Source organism: Staphylococcus equorum (genome assembly GCF_001747895.1).
Lineage (GTDB): Bacteria > Bacillota > Bacilli > Staphylococcales > Staphylococcaceae > Staphylococcus > Staphylococcus equorum_A.
The window spans coordinates 1-16,637 of the sequence record NZ_LNNB01000030.1 but is presented as its reverse complement, the minus strand read 5'-3'; the positions used below and the strand labels follow the sequence as shown (position 1 = coordinate 16,637).

The 16,637-nt window shown below is 32.6% G+C and carries 16 protein-coding genes, 9 tRNA genes and 1 pseudogene; 3 read left to right on the top strand and 23 right to left on the bottom strand.

What is annotated here, in order from left to right; translation table 11 throughout:
- The first annotated feature begins 239 nt into the window (after nucleotides 1-239).
- Nucleotides 240-1,091, top strand: a complete 852-nt coding sequence (gene purU, locus AST02_RS12550) for a formyltetrahydrofolate deformylase (protein ID WP_046466329.1) — start codon at nucleotides 240-242, stop codon at nucleotides 1,089-1,091.
- 302 nt (nucleotides 1,092-1,393) lie between these two features.
- Here purU and AST02_RS14255 read toward each other — a convergent pair.
- Nucleotides 1,394-1,537 (bottom strand): annotated as a pseudogene (locus tag AST02_RS14255) (transposase); the annotation flags it as partial.
- Between the two features lie 304 nt (nucleotides 1,538-1,841).
- The gene (locus AST02_RS12545; protein WP_046466328.1) at nucleotides 1,842-2,201 is read right to left on the bottom strand and encodes a hypothetical protein; all 360 of its coding nucleotides are present in this window, start codon (nucleotides 2,199-2,201) and stop codon (nucleotides 1,842-1,844) included.
- A 233-nt stretch (nucleotides 2,202-2,434) separates the two neighbouring features.
- Between AST02_RS12545 and AST02_RS12540 the strand changes: the two genes are divergently transcribed.
- Complete coding sequence (locus tag AST02_RS12540; RefSeq protein WP_069818059.1) at nucleotides 2,435-2,779, top strand: hypothetical protein; 345 nt, start codon at nucleotides 2,435-2,437, stop codon at nucleotides 2,777-2,779.
- Nucleotides 2,780-2,894: 115 nt separating this feature from the next.
- Here the strand turns inward: AST02_RS12540 and AST02_RS12535 are convergent, their stop codons facing one another.
- The 3 genes from AST02_RS12535 to AST02_RS12525 form a co-directional block, all read right to left on the bottom strand.
- Nucleotides 2,895-4,178, bottom strand: coding sequence for a dicarboxylate/amino acid:cation symporter (locus AST02_RS12535; protein WP_046466326.1), 1,284 nt, complete (start codon nucleotides 4,176-4,178; stop codon nucleotides 2,895-2,897).
- 120 nt (nucleotides 4,179-4,298) lie between these two features.
- Complete coding sequence (locus AST02_RS12530; protein WP_046466325.1) at nucleotides 4,299-4,922, bottom strand: response regulator; 624 nt, start codon at nucleotides 4,920-4,922, stop codon at nucleotides 4,299-4,301.
- A 20-nt stretch (nucleotides 4,923-4,942) separates the two neighbouring features.
- On the bottom strand, nucleotides 4,943-6,052 hold the full coding sequence (locus AST02_RS12525; protein WP_069818058.1) for a GAF domain-containing sensor histidine kinase: 1,110 nt from the start codon (nucleotides 6,050-6,052) through the stop codon (nucleotides 4,943-4,945).
- Nucleotides 6,053-6,248: 196 nt separating this feature from the next.
- Between AST02_RS12525 and AST02_RS12520 the strand changes: the two genes are divergently transcribed.
- Entirely contained in the window at nucleotides 6,249-7,076 is an 828-nt protein-coding gene (locus AST02_RS12520) for an RluA family pseudouridine synthase (protein WP_046466323.1), read from the top strand.
- 68 nt (nucleotides 7,077-7,144) lie between these two features.
- Here AST02_RS12520 and fumC read toward each other — a convergent pair whose 3' ends face one another.
- From fumC to AST02_RS12450, 18 genes are all read right to left on the bottom strand, one after another.
- The gene (fumC, locus tag AST02_RS12515; RefSeq protein ID WP_046466322.1) at nucleotides 7,145-8,530 is read right to left on the bottom strand and encodes a class II fumarate hydratase; all 1,386 of its coding nucleotides are present in this window, start codon (nucleotides 8,528-8,530) and stop codon (nucleotides 7,145-7,147) included.
- Between the two features lie 245 nt (nucleotides 8,531-8,775).
- Nucleotides 8,776-9,192 carry a hypothetical protein gene (locus AST02_RS12510; protein WP_069818057.1) on the bottom strand — a complete coding sequence of 139 codons (417 nt, stop codon included), beginning with the start codon at nucleotides 9,190-9,192 and terminating at the stop codon, nucleotides 8,776-8,778.
- 209 nt (nucleotides 9,193-9,401) lie between these two features.
- Nucleotides 9,402-9,587: an SAS053 family DNA gyrase inhibitor gene (locus tag AST02_RS12505; RefSeq protein WP_069818056.1), complete on the bottom strand. Its 186-nt coding sequence runs from the start codon at nucleotides 9,585-9,587 to the stop codon at nucleotides 9,402-9,404.
- Nucleotides 9,588-9,610: 23 nt separating this feature from the next.
- A complete protein-coding gene (locus AST02_RS12500; protein WP_069818055.1) occupies nucleotides 9,611-10,210 on the bottom strand; it encodes a 6-phosphogluconolactonase in 600 nt (199 codons plus the stop codon).
- Between the two features lie 183 nt (nucleotides 10,211-10,393).
- Nucleotides 10,394-10,864: a tRNA (uridine(34)/cytosine(34)/5-carboxymethylaminomethyluridine(34)-2'-O)-methyltransferase TrmL gene (gene trmL, locus AST02_RS12495; RefSeq protein ID WP_046466318.1), complete on the bottom strand. Its 471-nt coding sequence runs from the start codon at nucleotides 10,862-10,864 to the stop codon at nucleotides 10,394-10,396.
- 1 nt (nucleotide 10,865) lies between these two features.
- A complete protein-coding gene (gene queG, locus AST02_RS12490; protein WP_046466317.1) occupies nucleotides 10,866-11,996 on the bottom strand; it encodes a tRNA epoxyqueuosine(34) reductase QueG in 1,131 nt (376 codons plus the stop codon).
- Nucleotides 11,997-12,176: 180 nt separating this feature from the next.
- Complete coding sequence (locus AST02_RS12485) at nucleotides 12,177-12,899, bottom strand: amino acid ABC transporter ATP-binding protein (protein ID WP_069818054.1); 723 nt, start codon at nucleotides 12,897-12,899, stop codon at nucleotides 12,177-12,179.
- Nucleotides 12,892-14,355: an ABC transporter substrate-binding protein/permease gene (locus AST02_RS12480; protein WP_069818053.1), complete on the bottom strand. Its 1,464-nt coding sequence runs from the start codon at nucleotides 14,353-14,355 to the stop codon at nucleotides 12,892-12,894. Before AST02_RS12480 ends, AST02_RS12485 begins: the two co-directional genes overlap by 8 nt.
- Nucleotides 14,356-14,523: 168 nt before the next feature.
- On the bottom strand, nucleotides 14,524-15,606 hold the full coding sequence (locus tag AST02_RS12475; protein WP_046466315.1) for a PTS transporter subunit IIC: 1,083 nt from the start codon (nucleotides 15,604-15,606) through the stop codon (nucleotides 14,524-14,526).
- A 191-nt stretch (nucleotides 15,607-15,797) separates the two neighbouring features.
- Nucleotides 15,798-15,883: transfer RNA gene (locus AST02_RS12470), tRNA-Leu, on the bottom strand.
- A gap of 41 nt (nucleotides 15,884-15,924) precedes the next feature.
- A tRNA-Gly gene (locus AST02_RS14440) sits at nucleotides 15,925-15,999 on the bottom strand.
- A 19-nt stretch (nucleotides 16,000-16,018) separates the two neighbouring features.
- Nucleotides 16,019-16,093 (bottom strand) — tRNA-Gly (locus tag AST02_RS14435).
- A gap of 18 nt (nucleotides 16,094-16,111) precedes the next feature.
- Nucleotides 16,112-16,186: transfer RNA gene (locus AST02_RS14430), tRNA-Gly, on the bottom strand.
- Between the two features lie 18 nt (nucleotides 16,187-16,204).
- Nucleotides 16,205-16,279: transfer RNA gene (locus tag AST02_RS14425), tRNA-Gly, on the bottom strand.
- Between the two features lie 7 nt (nucleotides 16,280-16,286).
- Nucleotides 16,287-16,360, bottom strand: a tRNA-Cys gene (locus AST02_RS12465).
- A gap of 8 nt (nucleotides 16,361-16,368) precedes the next feature.
- A tRNA-Gln gene (locus AST02_RS12460) sits at nucleotides 16,369-16,440 on the bottom strand.
- Between the two features lie 11 nt (nucleotides 16,441-16,451).
- A tRNA-His gene (locus tag AST02_RS12455) sits at nucleotides 16,452-16,524 on the bottom strand.
- Between the two features lie 2 nt (nucleotides 16,525-16,526).
- Nucleotides 16,527-16,600 (bottom strand) — tRNA-Trp (locus AST02_RS12450).
- Between the last annotated feature and the right edge of the window lie 37 nt (nucleotides 16,601-16,637).

The window sequence follows — 16,637 nt, the reverse complement described above, 5'->3', positions numbered from 1 at the left end:
TACAAACAAAAACATTTTGATTGTAAGCGTATTATTTTTGTGAAAAGTGTTATCCTCTTAAATTACTTATTACTCTTTTAAGATAAAAACACTATTAATTATTATAGCCTACTTTACCCATTTACGCATAGAAAAAGATTGAAAAAATTTAAAAGTTATTAAATTGAGCTATAACCGTTTACTTTTTTCAGAATCTTCATTATACTCTGAGTTACTTTTCAAAATTAGAGGTGCTTAAAATGGAAGATAAATACATATTACTAGCAACATGCTCAGACAAAGTTGGAATTACATCATTAATCACAAATATCATTTCACAATATGATTCTAATATTTTACATTTAGATCATTTTACAGAATATGATCATGCACAAGATGCCGATGGAAAATTATATTTACGATTTGAATTTAATAAAGTACCTTTAGTAAAAGAAGCTTTAGAAAAAACACTAAGTGAAAATGATATTGAATTTAACTTATTCGATAATAGTCATAAAACTAAAATTGCCTTATTTGTTTCAAAAGAAGATCATGCTTTCAATGAAGTTTTATTGAGAGTGAAACGTGGAGAAATACCTGCGGAAATTGTATGTGTTGTCAGTAATCACGAAAATAATAGACATTTTGCAGAAACGTTTAATATTCCTTTTTATTATGTGCCTAGCAACGATGCCAAAGATTTAGTTGAAAAAAATATTTTAGATATTTGTGGCAAACACGAAATTGAACTCATTGTATTAGCAAAATATATGCAAATTTTAAGTGACGATTTCGTGAGCCAATATCCAAATCAAATCATCAATATTCATCATTCCTTCTTACCTTCTTTTATTGGAGCAAATCCTTATAAACAAGCTTGGGAACGTGGAGTGAAACTTGTCGGAGCTACAAGTCACTATGTAACATCTGACTTAGATGAAGGCCCTATCATTGATCAAGATGTAACACGTATTAATCATCGTTATAATGTTCAAGACTTAAGAAAAATTGGTCGTCATGTTGAATCAAGTGTATTAGCACAAGCTGTTGAATACCATGTTCAACATAAAGTAATAGTTACAAAAGGAAATAAAACAATCGTATTTAATTAATAGTAAAAACGGCGTGTACTACTCGCTGTTACCATATGCTCATGTATCATTTTTTAATAATAACTATCAATATCTTCTATTATAAGTGTGATTTTTAAAAATGAGATAATACCTAGAATCTTTAGGTATTATCTCGTTTTTTTATTTACATGCTCACTATTAAGTGATGCAATTAGATTTTTTTAGATTCAATACAATCTAAATGAACAGCTTTAATTTTAACGTTAACTGTTCTATAACAGAGCTTAACCAGCTTTGTCTGTATTAATATCTTTCGTAGGTTCTCAAACTTTTCACATTCTTTGTGAAAATAAATCTGTATCATGAAAACGGCGTGTATAGTTTTTACTAAATGTACCGAAATAAGATACTTTATCTAAAAAGTTATAACCTAACTACCAACGGTAAGCTACGTTCGTTTCTATTTCTTTTATCGTTTGATTTATTCAACATTACAAACTCCACCACTGTTTAATTTAAATATATTATATTATTTTTAAAAAATAGCAGTAATTTGTGCCGACTCCTGCGGGAAAAGCACTGGTCGAAGACTACAGGATGTGGCTGTGCCCGCGGAAAGCGTGCACAAAAAAGTGTCGACAAAGTCGGAAACTTTGTCGACACTCTGAAAAGCCTATAAAGGCTCTTTTTTAGTTTGAATGATTTAATTTATCATGATTACTGATATTCTATTCTCTTAAAAAATAATTTTTAGGAATCAATCATTTAATTTTTTAGAACAAAGAATTATTACATTGAGTCTGCTTGTGTACGCGTTGTCTCTTTACTTAAAACTTCCATATCATATCCATCGTCAGTTTCTGTATATTTTATCTTAACTGTTTCTCCATCTTTTTCTACTTCCGTAGGTAATTCTTTAGATTCTCCATCTTCATCAGTAAGCGTAACCGCTCCATCTTCAGCTTGAGTACCCTTGATACCTTCTTTTAATTTAAGATGTACTGTACTCTCATCTTTCTTGCTCACTTCTACCGGATTATCTATACTTGCAGCACTTGCACTATTGAAGACACCTACTAACGAAATAATTAAAGCAGCAACCATTAAACTTACTAACCCCTTACTTTTCATAAAATTTAATGTATCCATATAGAAAATTCCTCCTTAAAATGTTGCAATTTATTTTGACTATCTTGCAACTTGGTTATAACACTAACAAAATATTCAGAATTTTTAAAGTTTTTATATGAATATATTCCGAAAAACTTTCTGTTTGTATTTAAATTTTTAATTATAATTTATATTAAGTTAATCTCTTATTTGTTGCATACATTAAAAAATGATATACTAGGAAAAATTTCACTATAATTGGAGGATCGGCTATGACAATACAGACACACAATACAGCGTTTTCGCTATACGCTGCTATGAAAGTATCTACAGCTCAAACACTTCCGGGCACTTTAACACTTCTAAATGATGAAATTCGGTTTCAAGCAAGCGGTCCACTTAAAGGAACAGAAAATAAAGATGCTTTTCATTTTAATGAAGTCAAAAATGTTAAATTTGGTTTTTCATTTTCTCCATTCCGTATTGTCATAATAGATAACGATGGTGAATCGTGGATCTTTGACCAAGTAAATCGTAAAGATGGCAAACGATTTGTAGAACTTTACAACTCCATTAATAAAATTAAAGAGGAGAATCATTCTTACTATAGAAATTAAGTATTTTTGCGTTCATCTAAACTAATAGTTATACATATTTATAATTTGACATGCAAAAAGCCTCCCATTCAAACAATTGAATGGGAGGCTTTTTTATTAAAATATCATTAATTATTTATGCTTGAGCCTTTTTAGCATCTTTTCTGTCTGCTGCGTTTGAAATAATCAACGCACAAGCTGCGTCACCAGTAATATTTACAGATGTTCTTGTCATATCTAACAATCTATCTATACCTAAAATAATACCGATTGCTGCTGGGTCTAATCCAACTGCATTTAATACCATTGCTAACATAATTAATCCAACACCTGGCACACCTGCAGTTCCAATGGATGCTACGACTGCAATCACTACTACTGTAATAAGTTGTCCAATTGAAAGATCCACACCTGAAATTTGAGCAATAAAGATTGTTGCTACCCCTTGCATAATTGCTGTACCATCCATATTGATTGTCGCACCTAAAGGTTGGACAAAGGATGCAATTTCAGGTCTCACTCCCATTTTCTTCGTACATCTTAGTGAAACTGGTAACGTTGCTGTTGAACTCGAAGCACTAAATCCAAGCGAAATCGCTGGGATAAATGCTTTGAAGAATTTCAACGGGCTTGTTTTTCCCATGAATTTAACTGCTGAACCGTATACCACGAAGAAATGAATTGCGAGTGCTAACAGTACAATAAAGAAGTACATACCTAATTGTTTAATAGCACCAAAACCTGCTCCTGTAAAGGCATGTGCAACTAAACCAAATGTACCAATTGGTGCAAAGACACTCATAATCATTGTCACGATATACATGAGTACTTCGTTCGTTTGTTCAAAAAACTTATGTACCATTTGTGCTTTGGAACCGACCATAATAAGACCGACCCCAATAAAAATAGCAAATGTAATAATTTGAAGCATATTTTCATCAGTCATTGATTGTAATGGATTCTTTGGAAATAAATTAATTAAAGTTTGATCGAACGATTGACTGGCTGCAGCGCTTTGTGAGCCCTCTTCTTTATCTAAAGTTTTTTGATAACTAGAAACATCTTCACTATTTAATAAATCAGATTTACCTTCGCCTGGATTAAATATCAATGCCAAAGCCATAGCAATTGTAATTGCTAAAGCTGTAGTTGCTAAAAAGAATGTAATTGTTTTTAAACCTATACCACCTAGTAGTTTCGGGTCCCCAACCCCTACTACCCCTAAAACGATTGATACAAATACTACTGGTACTACTAACATAAATATTAAATTTAAGAAAATTTGTCCAATAACATTAAACACGTATTTATCAACATTAACTACAAATGCAGATTGTGCAAACATATTAAAAATTGAACCAATGGCAATACCTAATATTAATGCTATGACAATCTTCATTGAAAGGTTTTTTGTCTTCATTGCATTATCCCCCTATTGTTTATTACTCTGTATTATATCGTAATATTATATAATTAAAAGTAAAATTTGAAAATAATTATAAAAAAATGAATCCGCTTCCAATACTATGCCTTCGCTATCTTAAATGAGATTGTTTTGCATCGCATATATCGCTGCTTGTGTGCGATCAGTTACTTGAAGTTTGTTGAAAATATGGCTGACATGTGTTTTTATAGTTTTCTCAGAAACAAACAATGTTTCTGCAATTTCTTTATTTGTTTTACCTTTAGCCATCTCTGCTAATACTTCTGATTCACGCTTTGATAATTTATTAGTAAAATGTGGCTTTTTACTCACCGCTTCGATGACACTTTGCGCTTGAGGATGTATCGTTTTCTCACCTGAAAGTACTTTCTTAATTGTTTTTATTAATTGGTCTGGTTCTACATCTTTCATCTCGTATCCATCTGCACCCTTATCAATAGCGGAAATTACATGTTCATCGTCCACATAACTTGTAAGGACTAATATTTTCACTTCTGGATATGCCTTTTTCATTCTTTCTGTAATTTCAATACCATTCATTTCAGGCATAACTAAATCTAACAATACAATATCAGGTAATTCATTTGTTTCTAAATATTCAAAGAAAGATTTACCGTCTGAAAACCCTCCTATAACATCTATATCGTCAACAGTGGATAGTAGGAATTCTAATCCTTGTCTTACGATATGATGATCATCTACGAGTATAATTCGATGCATGTTAAACTTCCTTTCAAAAACTATAATGGAACTGCTATATGAATTGTAGTGCCTTTATTTTGAGTTGAATCTATTTCTAATTTACCATTAATCAATTTTGTACGTTGTCTCATATTACTTAAACCATGAGTGTCTGGTGGATTGGATTTATTAATATTAAAACCTTTGCCTTGATCTACTATATCAATAGTTAGATAACCATCTTTTTGAATCAACGATAAATCTATTTGTGTTGTACCACCATGTTTTTTTGTATTATTCATTGCTTCTTGTATAATACGATAAATATTTTCTTCAATTATACTTGGTAAATTGATCAGACCATCTACTTTAACAGTTAATTCAAGTTGTAAAAGCGTACTGTACTTTTTCAGTGCGTTAACTAAACCTTGTTCTAGTCCAACTGGCTTTAATTGCCAAATCAAAGCTCGCATCTCGTTAACAGCTTGTTGACTTGTTTGTTCTATCACTTGAAAAGCCTTGCGCGATACTTCTTCATTAGTAATTCCTTCAGCTGCATGGGCTGTTAATTTTACAGAAAAAAGCATTTGATTCACTGAATCATGTAAGTCCCTTGCTAAGCGATTTCGTTCACTTATACGAGCTGCTTCTTTTTCTTGATCTGTTAGCCAAATACGTTTGATTGCAGAGCCAATTTGAAACGCTACAGACTCAAGCATTTCTAAATCTTCTTCACTATAATGCGTTGTATGTGGTGTAGCAACATTTAATAGTCCGAATTGTTCATCCCCTGACCTTAGCGGTACAGTTGCATGATGCGTGACACCATCTGTTTCATCATGATATGCACGGTTTGCAAGGTTGATACGCGAACAATTAATGATATTAGATGCTTTGGTCAATTTCTTATTTTGATAAGCTTGAACACACCAACACGTGCCTTCACACATATATTTACAATTTTGTTTGGCTAATGCGCCTGGTAAATCTATATGAGATACAAGCTCATGTTGACCTGAATCATCAATAAAGAAAATCCAGCCTGTTGTAAACTCGCTTCCTTGAATTAAAGACTTCAATGCACCTTGCATCATACTATATGTTTCTGTTTCTACATTTAAAAATTCTGCAATTTCTTTTAATAAAGCAAGTCTAGTCGGTTTTTCCATTTAACCAGTCCATTCTTTTATACAATATTACTTTACATACATTATACAGGCTCATAAACTAATTGAAAAATACAGTTTCGATTAACCTTTAAAATGATTTAATTAACAATAAAATAAATTTCATAGAATTACTATGTCTAATATTTTTAACACGTTGTTTATGGTATGATTATATATGATAATCAAGGAGGATACTATGAAATTTGAAATCCCTATTAAATATAATCAATTAACATTGAGAGAAATTTTTCAACAATTGCACTTACCTAAAAAAGACTTACATAATTTAAATATGTCTAAGTTAATTACAATTAACGATGAACCAGCAACATTAATGTCTAAAGTAAACACTGGTGACGTAGCTTATATTCCTACACCAGAAGAAGTAAGCAACTATTTACCAAGTTATCGCTATGCTCAAATTTATTACGAAGATGACGATATCGCTGTTGTGATGAAGCCAAAAGGCGTTAAAACACACCCGAATGATTTAAAAGAAAGTAATACACTAATGAATCATGTTATCTATACAGTCAAAAGTGATTACGTTGAGCCAATACATCGTTTAGACCAAGAAACGGTTGGTTTATTGATTGTTGCTAAAAATCCATTAATGAAAAAAATTCTAGATCGTATGCTAGAAGAAAATGAAATTGACCGTATTTATAAAGCAAATGTGCACAGTTTATTACCTATCAAACCACAAACGATTGATATGCCAATTGGCAAAGATAAATTCCACTCTAATAAACGTAGAGTGTCACCTACTGGACAAACTGCAATTACACATATCATTAATTCTAAAATGATTAAAGAAGATGTAAGTGAAGTAGATTTAAAATTAGATACAGGTAGAACCCATCAAATTCGCGTTCACTTAGCTGAAATTGGTCATCCAGTAATTGGTGATCCATTATATGGTAATTCAACATTAAGACAGCTTCAATTAAATAGTTATAAAATTGAATTTATCCATCCACTTACGCAAGAAACGATTTCAGTAAGTATGGACGATGAAGTTTAAATCATATTAATATAATACAAAAAAGCCAACGCGTTCTATTTAAAGAAGCGTTGGCTTTTTAATATCTTTTATTTTGGTTCAACCATATCTTCAGGTTTAATCCATTGTTCGAATTGCTCTTCAGTCACATGACCTGATTGTATTGCAGATTCTTTTAATGTAAGACCTTCACGGTGTGCTTTTTTAGCAATACTTGCAGCATTTTCATATCCAATATGTGGATTTAAAGCAGTCACTAGCATTAATGATTGGTTTAAATAATTATCTATATTTTCATGAATTGGCTCAATACCAACTGCACAATTATCATTAAATGTTTGCATGCCATCTGCTAATAAGTAAATTGATTGCAACGTGTTATGCAAGATGACAGGTTTATATACGTTAAGTTCAAAGTTACCTTGAGAACTTCCAATACCGACTGCTGTATCGTTACCCATAACTTGTACCGCTACCATTGTTAACATTTCACATTGTGTCGGATTCACTTTCCCAGGCATTATAGATGAACCAGGTTCGTTTTCAGGAATAGATAATTCAGCAAGTCCTGCGCGTGGGCCTGATGCTAGCCATCTTATATCATTAGCAATTTTCATTAAGTCAGTTGCTAATGCTTTTAAACTACCATGTAATTGAACCACTTCGTCGTGTGCTGTTAATGCATGGAATTTATTTTCAGATGAAACAAATGCATAACCTGTATTTTTCGAAATGAATTTAGCTACTTTATCGCCAAATTCAGGATGCGCATTAATACCTGTACCTACAGCTGTACCACCAATCGCTAAATTTAAGATGTGTGCTTTTGATTCACCTAATAAAGTTTCACATTTATCAAGCATGAAACGCCACCCACTAATTTCTTGTCCTAAACGAATAGGCGTTGCATCTTGTAAGTGCGTACGGCCAATTTTTATAATATCGTTAAATTGTTCTTCTTTTTCTTTAAAAGTATCACGTAACGCTTTTAAAGCTGGTTCAAGTTTTGTTTCTACTTCATTATATAATGCCACATGCATTGCTGTTGGGAAAGTATCATTTGAACTTTGTGATTTATTAACGTCATCATTAGGATGTATCGTTTCATCACTGCCTTGTGATTTTAAATATTCATTAGCTACATAGCTCACAACTTCGTTTACGTTCATATTACTTTGTGTGCCACTACCTGTTTGCCAAACCACTAATGGGAAATGTTCATCTAGCTCTTTATTAATGACACGATCACAAGCATAAACAATGGCATCTTTTTTAGCGTCCGATAGTTTTCCTAATTCATTGTTAGCTAATGCTGCTCCTCTTTTTAACTGAGCAAATCCGTAAACAACTTCAATTGGCATTTGTTCTTTACCTACTGGAAAGTTACGTTTACTTCTTTCTGTTTGAGCACCCCAATATTTTTCTGCAGGTACTTCAATTTCACCGAATGTATCATGTTCAATTCTAACTGACATTTCAAATTCTCCCCTTCATTATTCGTTATTCAGCTTTAGTATAGCATTAATTATTTTAAAGGGGCAATCGTATTATAGAGCGTTTACATATTATTTTATTTTAAACTGAATTTATGAGTTATTATTTTACCTTATTAATTAGAACCCTTCACTTTTCTACAAAAAAATACCGTCAAAATCATTAAGATTTTACGGCATTTTATATAAACTATACTTTTTTATAAATCATCTAGTAACTATACAATTTAGCTTTCTTTAGTAATGTTTATTTTGTTGAATTGTACTTTTGCTGCTTGTATTACACCTACAGCTGTTAATATGAGTAGAATCGCACCGATAACCATAGTAACAGGACTAATCGTAACTAATGTACCTAAAAACCCAGTTAAACTACTATAAAAATCTCCTAATGGTTTAAACAACAATACAGTTATTACAATACAACATATCACACTTATAATAATTCCAGTTTGGTTACCTTTAACGAACGTTGAAGCATTAACTTGATCAACAAGCCCACGCGATAAATTTATCTGCAATTTTATAACTTTAAATAACACGGGTAAGTAAAGTGCACCAATCGCCATAGGAAAACCCTTAATAGAAATTAAATTAACAATGACAGCACTAATCATAATGTATTTCCAATACTTACTTAACATATGTATAAGTCTCCTTAAATCCAATAATGATTTAATAATAACACATTCACTTTTAACTTGGCATTTCTTTTTAAATTGAAAATAATTTATCACAGTATTTGACTATCAAAACAAATTAATTTTAATTTTTTCAAAGTCTCATTTGCTATTAATAGACATAAAAATAGCCCTTTGTGAATAAAAAAATTCCCCAAAGAGCTATCTTAATACTAATCATTTAAATCTGAACGAACTTCTGGATCATGAGATTTATCTAACTTATCCTCATCATTTTCCTCGGAAATTTGTTCCATTTCCTTACCAAGTTCTACTACATCTTCGTAGTCACTGACCATTTCATTTTCAGGTTCAGGTACATCATTTTGTAAATGTTTATTATCCTTTTTGTTTGTCATACCTATCACCTCACATTTTTATATTAAGCAAAACGTGCTGTGAAATAATGTCTTACATCTTCAGGTAACCCTTCTGCTGCCGCTTCATCTAAAACTACATTCACCATACGATGCGCTTTTAAATCTGAAGGTTCAAAGCTTGTTTTACCATTTTCTTCATATAATTTGTGAACAACTTCTTTTTTGTCAGCGCCAGTGATAATTAAAATAACTTCACGTGCTGAAAATAGACCTTGTTTTACACTTACGTTCAATTTACCATTAGTATCAATTGATAGTACTTGTGTAATCAATTTACCTTTGTTTTCTTTTGTTTTAATTTTATCACCAATAAATGATTCAGTGTCTTCATTAAATGAAACATTATAAATTTGACCTTCAGGCACACCTAAAGCTTCAAAATAAGATTTGTTATCATCATAATCTAAAATGTTAATTTGACTAAAGTCTACAGGGTGATTATCTACATTTTTCTTTAATTCATCTAATACTGGTGAATTATCATTAGAAAGGTGTACACCTGCAATAGTTGTCGGATTGTTGTTAAATTGTTTTCTTAATATATCTGCAGCATATTCAGCTACAATTTTTTCGTTTTCTAAAACTTTAAAGTTCATTGCCATAGTAATTACACTCCTCTTTTTTATTAAGACGCGTTCTAGCATTATTTTTATTAATACCCTTGATGTAATGGAGATAAACCACAACATTACTAATGTACCAATTTGATTAATTAAATGCTAAGTTATAAGACTTATCTCTATTATACAAATCTATCACATTATTTTCATTCATTTAGCCATTTATTAATGTAATTCTGGAAAACTTTGTTGTCTTAACGCTTCGTAAATGAGCAATGATGCTGTATTAGATAAGTTTAATGATCTAATATTATCATTCATTGGGATACGTAACGCCGTTTCTTGATATGTCTCTTTCACCCAGTCAGGTAATCCAGTCGTTTCACGTCCGAAAATAAAGAAGTGATCGTGAGTAGTATCAGTAAAATCAAAATCTGAATATGTTTTCTTACCAAATTTAGTTAATAAATAATAAGTACCCTCTGTTGCTTCAAAAAAATCTTCAATACTTTCATGATAAGTGATATTAACAGTTTCCCAATAATCTAATCCAGCACGCTTTAGCATCTTATCATCTGTACTGAAACCAAGTGGCTTAATTAAGTGTAAATGTGTATATGTGCCTGCACATGTTCTTGCAATACTGCCTGTATTACCAGGTATCTGTGGTTGAAATAGTACTATGTGGTTTGTCATTCTATTTTTCGCTCCTCGTTTCAAGTCCTTTTAACATTTCAATTTGAACCTCTTCTAGTTCATTTTCATAATGTTGTTCAATAAATGGTCTAGCAGCCTCGCCTTGAATTTGTCCTATCGCCCAATATGCTGTAGCTCTAATCATAGGTCTTGGATCATCTAACGCAACATCTTGTAATTCAGGTATTGCTGTTTCTTCTTTAAAATGTGCCAAAGCAATAATTGCATTACGTTGAATCGGTTTCTTACCTCTCCATGCCCCTGCTAAATGACCATAAGTATTTTTAAATTCTTTATTGCTCATTTTTAATAAAGGCACGAGCCTTGGTTTTAAAATTTCAGGTTCTAATTCTATATCGTCATGTTGTGTATTAATCCCTTTGTTTTTCGGGCACACTTGTTGACAGGTATCACATCCATAAAGACGATTGCCAATTTTATAACGATATTCATCTTCTAGATAACCCTTCGTCTGAGTTAAAAAGCTAATACATTTCTGACTATTTAACTGTCCATCTCCAACGAGTGCTCCTGTTGGACAACGATCGACACAAATCGTACAATCGCCACAGCTATCGATTAACGGGTCATCAGGCGCAAAAGGTATACTAACTAGCATCTCTCCTAAATACGTCCATGTACCAAGGTCAGGATTGATGACAAAGCCATTTCTTCCTACAAACCCAAGTCCTGCACGTTCTGCTACAGCACGATCAGACAATGCGCCAGTATCTACCATTGATTTAATTTCAACGTCTTCTACTCTAGATTCTAAATACTCACCCAATTTATCTAACCGTTTCCTCATAATACTATGATAATCTTGCCCCCAAGAAGCTCTAGCAAACATGCCTCTTCTGTCTCCACGGACACTTTTAGGCGCACCTTTTAATTTATTTGGATAGCCAACTCCTATTGCAATAATAGATCTTGCTGTTGGCAAATTTAATTTCGGTTCTGTTCTTAATTCTATATCAGATTCTTCAAAACCAGATGCATACCCTTTTGCATGATAATCCACTAACTTTTGCTTCATTTCATCGAAAGGATCAGCTGTCGTAAAACCAATACTATCAATACCAATTGAATGGGCATAGTCTATAACATCTTGTTTTAATTGGTTTAAATCCATTTTCTTACACCCCACCTTAAAAACACACATTGTACAGTTTAACACATTCGTATGGCTTTGGCGTATTAGCTATATTACTTTTATTATAATTTAAATATAAAAAAATAAAAGACCAAATCGATAACATAAGATTGATTTTAAACAATCCTATTTTACCAACTTAGTCTTATTTTTAAATAATTATAAAACTCTTAATAAAAAGTTTTTCGTTCTTTCATGTTGTTGGTGGTCAAAGACTTCTTCTGGTGTCCCAGACTCGACGATGACACCATCAGCCATAAATACTACTTTATCACTTACATCTCTAGCAAAGTGCATTTCATGGGTTACAACTACCATTGTCATACCCTCTTTAGCTAGATCTTTCATAACTTTCAATACGTCTCCTACAACCTCTGGATCTAGAGCTGATGTAGGTTCATCAAACAAAAGAACTTCAGGGTTCATTGCTAATGCTCTAGCAATTGCTACCCTTTGCTTTTGACCGCCAGATAATTGTGCTGGATATGCATCAGATTTATCCTCTAGACCCACTTTTTCTAATAACAACTGGGCCTCTTTTTTCAAGTCATTTTGATTTCCTTTTTTTAATAAACTAGGAGCTAAAATAACGTTATCTATTACTTTTTTATGCGGAAATAAATTGAAATTTTGAAATACCATCCCCATTTGTTGACGCAATTTTTCTAATTCTGTATCTTTACTCGTTAAATTATTATCTTTAAATATAACTTCACCACTTGTTGGTGTCTCTAGTAGATTCATGCAACGCAGTAAGGTACTTTTCCCACTACCTGAAGGACCTATGATAGCTACAACTTCGCCTTGGTTTACAGTAAAATCAATGCCTTTTAAAACTTCATTTTTACCAAATGACTTATATAAGTTTTTAATATTAATCACTAACTTTCAATCTCCCTTCAAAGAAATACATAATTCTAGATAATGTAAATGTGAGAATAAAATACAGTATAGCTGCTATGATCAATGGTGTGAACGGATCAAATGAAGCACCTTGAACAACTTGCGCATTAAACATAATTTCACTAACACCGATTACAGATACTATAGAAGATTCTTTAATCACTGTTACAAACTCATTACCTAAAGCAGGCAAAATATTTTTAATCGCTTGTGGTAATACAACTGATTTCATAGTTTGACCATAAGATAATCCTAAACTACGTGCAGCTTCAGTTTGTCCTTTGTCTACTGCATTTATACCGGCTCTAATAATTTCAGCAATATATGCAGAACAGTTAATTACAAGCGCGATCATACCACAAATTAATGCGGAGATATTTAAACCTAATACTGCAGTTGTGCCGAAATAAACTAAAAATACTTGCACGAGCAATGGTGTGCCCCTTAAGAATTCAATATAAGCCGAAGCTAACCATCTTAAAACTCTAACTTTACTTAGTTTTAATAATGCAATAAATGCGCCAAACACTGCCCCTAGCACTACTCCCACAATTGAAATGAGTATCGTATTTTTAATACCTTTTATAAAGAAGTTTCCATATTTAGTAAAGAAATTTCCTTCATCCTTTTTCATCGCTTCTGCAGCTGATGCTTTATAATCTACTAGTAAACCTTTATCTTCAACATCTTTAATAGTAGCATTAAGTCTTTCCATTAATTCAGGGGAATTTTTAGGTACTGCAATTGCTGTTTGTTTCGTCCCTTCATTAAATTGCACGTCATCTGCAAATGCTAAATCTTCATTTTGTTTCAAGTAAGCTTCTGCAACTGGTCCTTCAATAACCATCCCGTTTATTTTGCCACTCTTCAATGACATGATTACTTCAGGCACTCTCGTTAAAGATTGTATTTGTGCATTTTCAATTTCTGTTTGTGCAATTTTTTCTTGTTGTGTTTGTTTTTGTACACCAATTTTTTGATTAGCAAAATCATCTATATTTTGAAATCTATCTGCTTCAGACTTTTTAACAATCATTTTTTGTTCAACCGTCATATATGGATTTGAGAAATCTACCTCTTTTTCACGTTCAGGTGTTGGTGTCATTCCAGAAATGATTAAATCGATTTTCCCAGTTTTAATTGCTCCTAACAAACTATCAAATTGCATATTAACAATTTTTAGCTTTACATCATTGTCCTTTGCAATTTTCTTTGCCAAATCAATATCAATACCGGCATATTCAGATTTACCATTCACATTATGTTCAAATTCATAAGGTGCATAATCTGCAGATAAACCCACTCTCAATTCTCCACGTTCTTTAATTTTATCCCATTGGTCTTCTTCTGCTGCCTGAGCATCAGGATTTATGTAAGTAATTATGGCGCTAATAAATATAATAAAGACCATAAATAGTTTAATAATGTGTTTCATCTTGGTTAGCCCCTCTCTATATAATTAATTATTATACATAATAACGTAATATTATTCAATAACTTTTTATATGAAAGCTATGTATAAGAGAGGTTTTTTTCTAAAAATTACAAAATATGCATTATTTATGTATAAAAAAAGACCTAATAAATATTAGGTCTCTTAAGATTACTGTTTAGGAATTTCAAAACTGTATATTTCATCAGTATATCTACCAATGAATTTTTTACATAACTCATGAACAAAAAATGCTGCAACAAAAGGAATAATGAAATAACCAAAAATTAACAATATGATATTCATTGTTGGATCTCCAGACATACGGTTAAAGGCATTAATTGGTCCTACAAGTCCTGTATAACCAAAACCAGCTGACATCGGTGTACCTTCAATCCCAATAAAGTAAGCAATCAAGCCACCTATAATACCATTAATTGTTAAAGGTATCGCGATAATTAAATGTCTGAAATAGACAGGTATCATCATCTTAGCTGCACCAATAATTAATACTAAATTCACACCAGCACCATTAACTCTGATTGATCCAAATAAGAATGTAACACAAGCTGCAACAATTCCCATATTGGCTGCACCACTACCTAGTCCAGATAGGCTAATTGCTGTTGCAATAGCTACAACCGATATTGGCGTTACCATCAGCAACGAATAAGTCACACATATTAACACTGACATCAATAATGGATTGAGTTCAGTAAATGAATGCACTATATGGCCTAAACCTTTTGTAACATTAGATACATAGCCTAATGTATATAGACCAATAATTCCACTTACCACAGGAATTATAACTGGTAACAAGATCATTTCTAATGAACCTAATTTATTTTGTAATATTAAGTATAAAAAGCAAGCAATAATTACAACTAAAATAGTATTAATAATATCACCAATACCATTTAGTATAAATCCATCAGGAGTAATTTTAACAGCTCCACTACCTAACATAGCAGAAACACCTATCATCGTAGCGCCTGCACCATTAAATTTAAATTGATGCGCAGCTAATACACCTATAATAAAAGCCATAAATGATTGAATCATAACTACTAATTGATATATTGTTTCTAATAACTCATTACCTTCTTTAAAAAACTTTAATAGTTCACCTAATAATGCATTAGGAATTAACGCAATAACTACCCCTGCACCAACAGCTTGTAAGATATTACCAAAAAATTGCTTTCCATTTGGTTTAGTTGTTTTAGTTTTGGTTGTTTTAGTTTTAACCATTGAATTTTCCTCCAAATATAACATTAGACTAATAATATTATACTTTACCAAAAACTACAATATTTACTTTGATTATATTAATATTGCATACATAGTTTTATAAAGTGATATTGAGCAATTAAGTTTAAACATAAAAAAAGCAACCTCATCTTATGAGATTGCTTAACATGTACATCTAAGTACGTTATATATACCGGCGGTCGGGATCGAACCGACACTCCAAATCAATGGAACGGGATTTTGAGTCCCGCGCGTCTGCCAATTCCGCCACGCCGGCCCAATTAAATAAATAAAAAACTCCCTATGTGGAAGTATCGATGGAGCGGAAGATAGGACTTACACCTATACCTCATTCCGGGAAGGAACGTGTTCTAAAAGTTGAACTACTCCCGCATGCAAATAATATTAAATATGGAGCGGAAGATAGGACTTACACCTATACCTCGTTCCGGGAAGGAACGTGTTCTAAGAATTGAACTACTCCCGCATGGGATATAAATAAATATGGAGCGGAAGATAGGATTTACACCTATACCTCGTTCCGGGAAGGAACGTGTTCTAAGAGTTGAACTACTCCCGCATGGGATATAAATAAATATGGAGCGGAAGATAGGACTTACACCTATACCTCGTTCCGGGAAGGAACGTGTTCTAAGAATTGAACTACTCCCGCATATTGATGGAGGCGGCAACCGGATTTGAACCGGTGATAGAGGTTTTGCAGACCTCTGCCTTACCACTTGGCTATGCCGCCAATAAAAACTGGGCTAGCTGGATTCGAACCAACGAGTGACGGAGTCAAAGTCCGTTGCCTTACCGCTTGGCTATAGCCCAAAAATACAAAGGGCGGATGGTGGGGATCGAACCCACGAGTGTCGGAACCACAATCCGATGTGTTAACCACTTCACCACAACCGCCATGGCAGGGGCAGTAGGAATCGAACCCACATCAAAGGTTTTGGAGACCTGTATTCTACCGTTGAAATATGCCCCTATTAAATTAAAGTTATATGGTGGAGGGGGGCAGATTC

Coding starts and splice junctions, on each gene's coding strand:
- trmL (WP_046466318.1), bottom strand. CDS start 10,864: ATGACAAACCACATAGTACTATTTCAACCACAGATACCTGGTAATACA.
- AST02_RS12520 (WP_046466323.1), top strand. CDS start 6,249: ATGAAATTTGAAATCCCTATTAAATATAATCAATTAACATTGAGAGAA.
- AST02_RS12525 (WP_069818058.1), bottom strand. CDS start 6,052: ATGGAAAAACCGACTAGACTTGCTTTATTAAAAGAAATTGCAGAATTT.
- AST02_RS12475 (WP_046466315.1), bottom strand. CDS start 15,606: ATGGTTAAAACTAAAACAACCAAAACTAAAACAACTAAACCAAATGGA.
- purU (WP_046466329.1), top strand. CDS start 240: ATGGAAGATAAATACATATTACTAGCAACATGCTCAGACAAAGTTGGA.
- queG (WP_046466317.1), bottom strand. CDS start 11,996: ATGGATTTAAACCAATTAAAACAAGATGTTATAGACTATGCCCATTCA.
- AST02_RS12530 (WP_046466325.1), bottom strand. CDS start 4,922: ATGCATCGAATTATACTCGTAGATGATCATCATATCGTAAGACAAGGA.
- AST02_RS12505 (WP_069818056.1), bottom strand. CDS start 9,587: ATGACAAACAAAAAGGATAATAAACATTTACAAAATGATGTACCTGAA.
- AST02_RS12540 (WP_069818059.1), top strand. CDS start 2,435: ATGACAATACAGACACACAATACAGCGTTTTCGCTATACGCTGCTATG.
- AST02_RS12545 (WP_046466328.1), bottom strand. CDS start 2,201: ATGGATACATTAAATTTTATGAAAAGTAAGGGGTTAGTAAGTTTAATG.
- AST02_RS12535 (WP_046466326.1), bottom strand. CDS start 4,178: ATGAAGACAAAAAACCTTTCAATGAAGATTGTCATAGCATTAATATTA.
- AST02_RS12510 (WP_069818057.1), bottom strand. CDS start 9,192: ATGTTAAGTAAGTATTGGAAATACATTATGATTAGTGCTGTCATTGTT.
- AST02_RS12480 (WP_069818053.1), bottom strand. CDS start 14,355: ATGAAACACATTATTAAACTATTTATGGTCTTTATTATATTTATTAGC.
- fumC (WP_046466322.1), bottom strand. CDS start 8,530: ATGTCAGTTAGAATTGAACATGATACATTCGGTGAAATTGAAGTACCT.
- AST02_RS12500 (WP_069818055.1), bottom strand. CDS start 10,210: ATGGCAATGAACTTTAAAGTTTTAGAAAACGAAAAAATTGTAGCTGAA.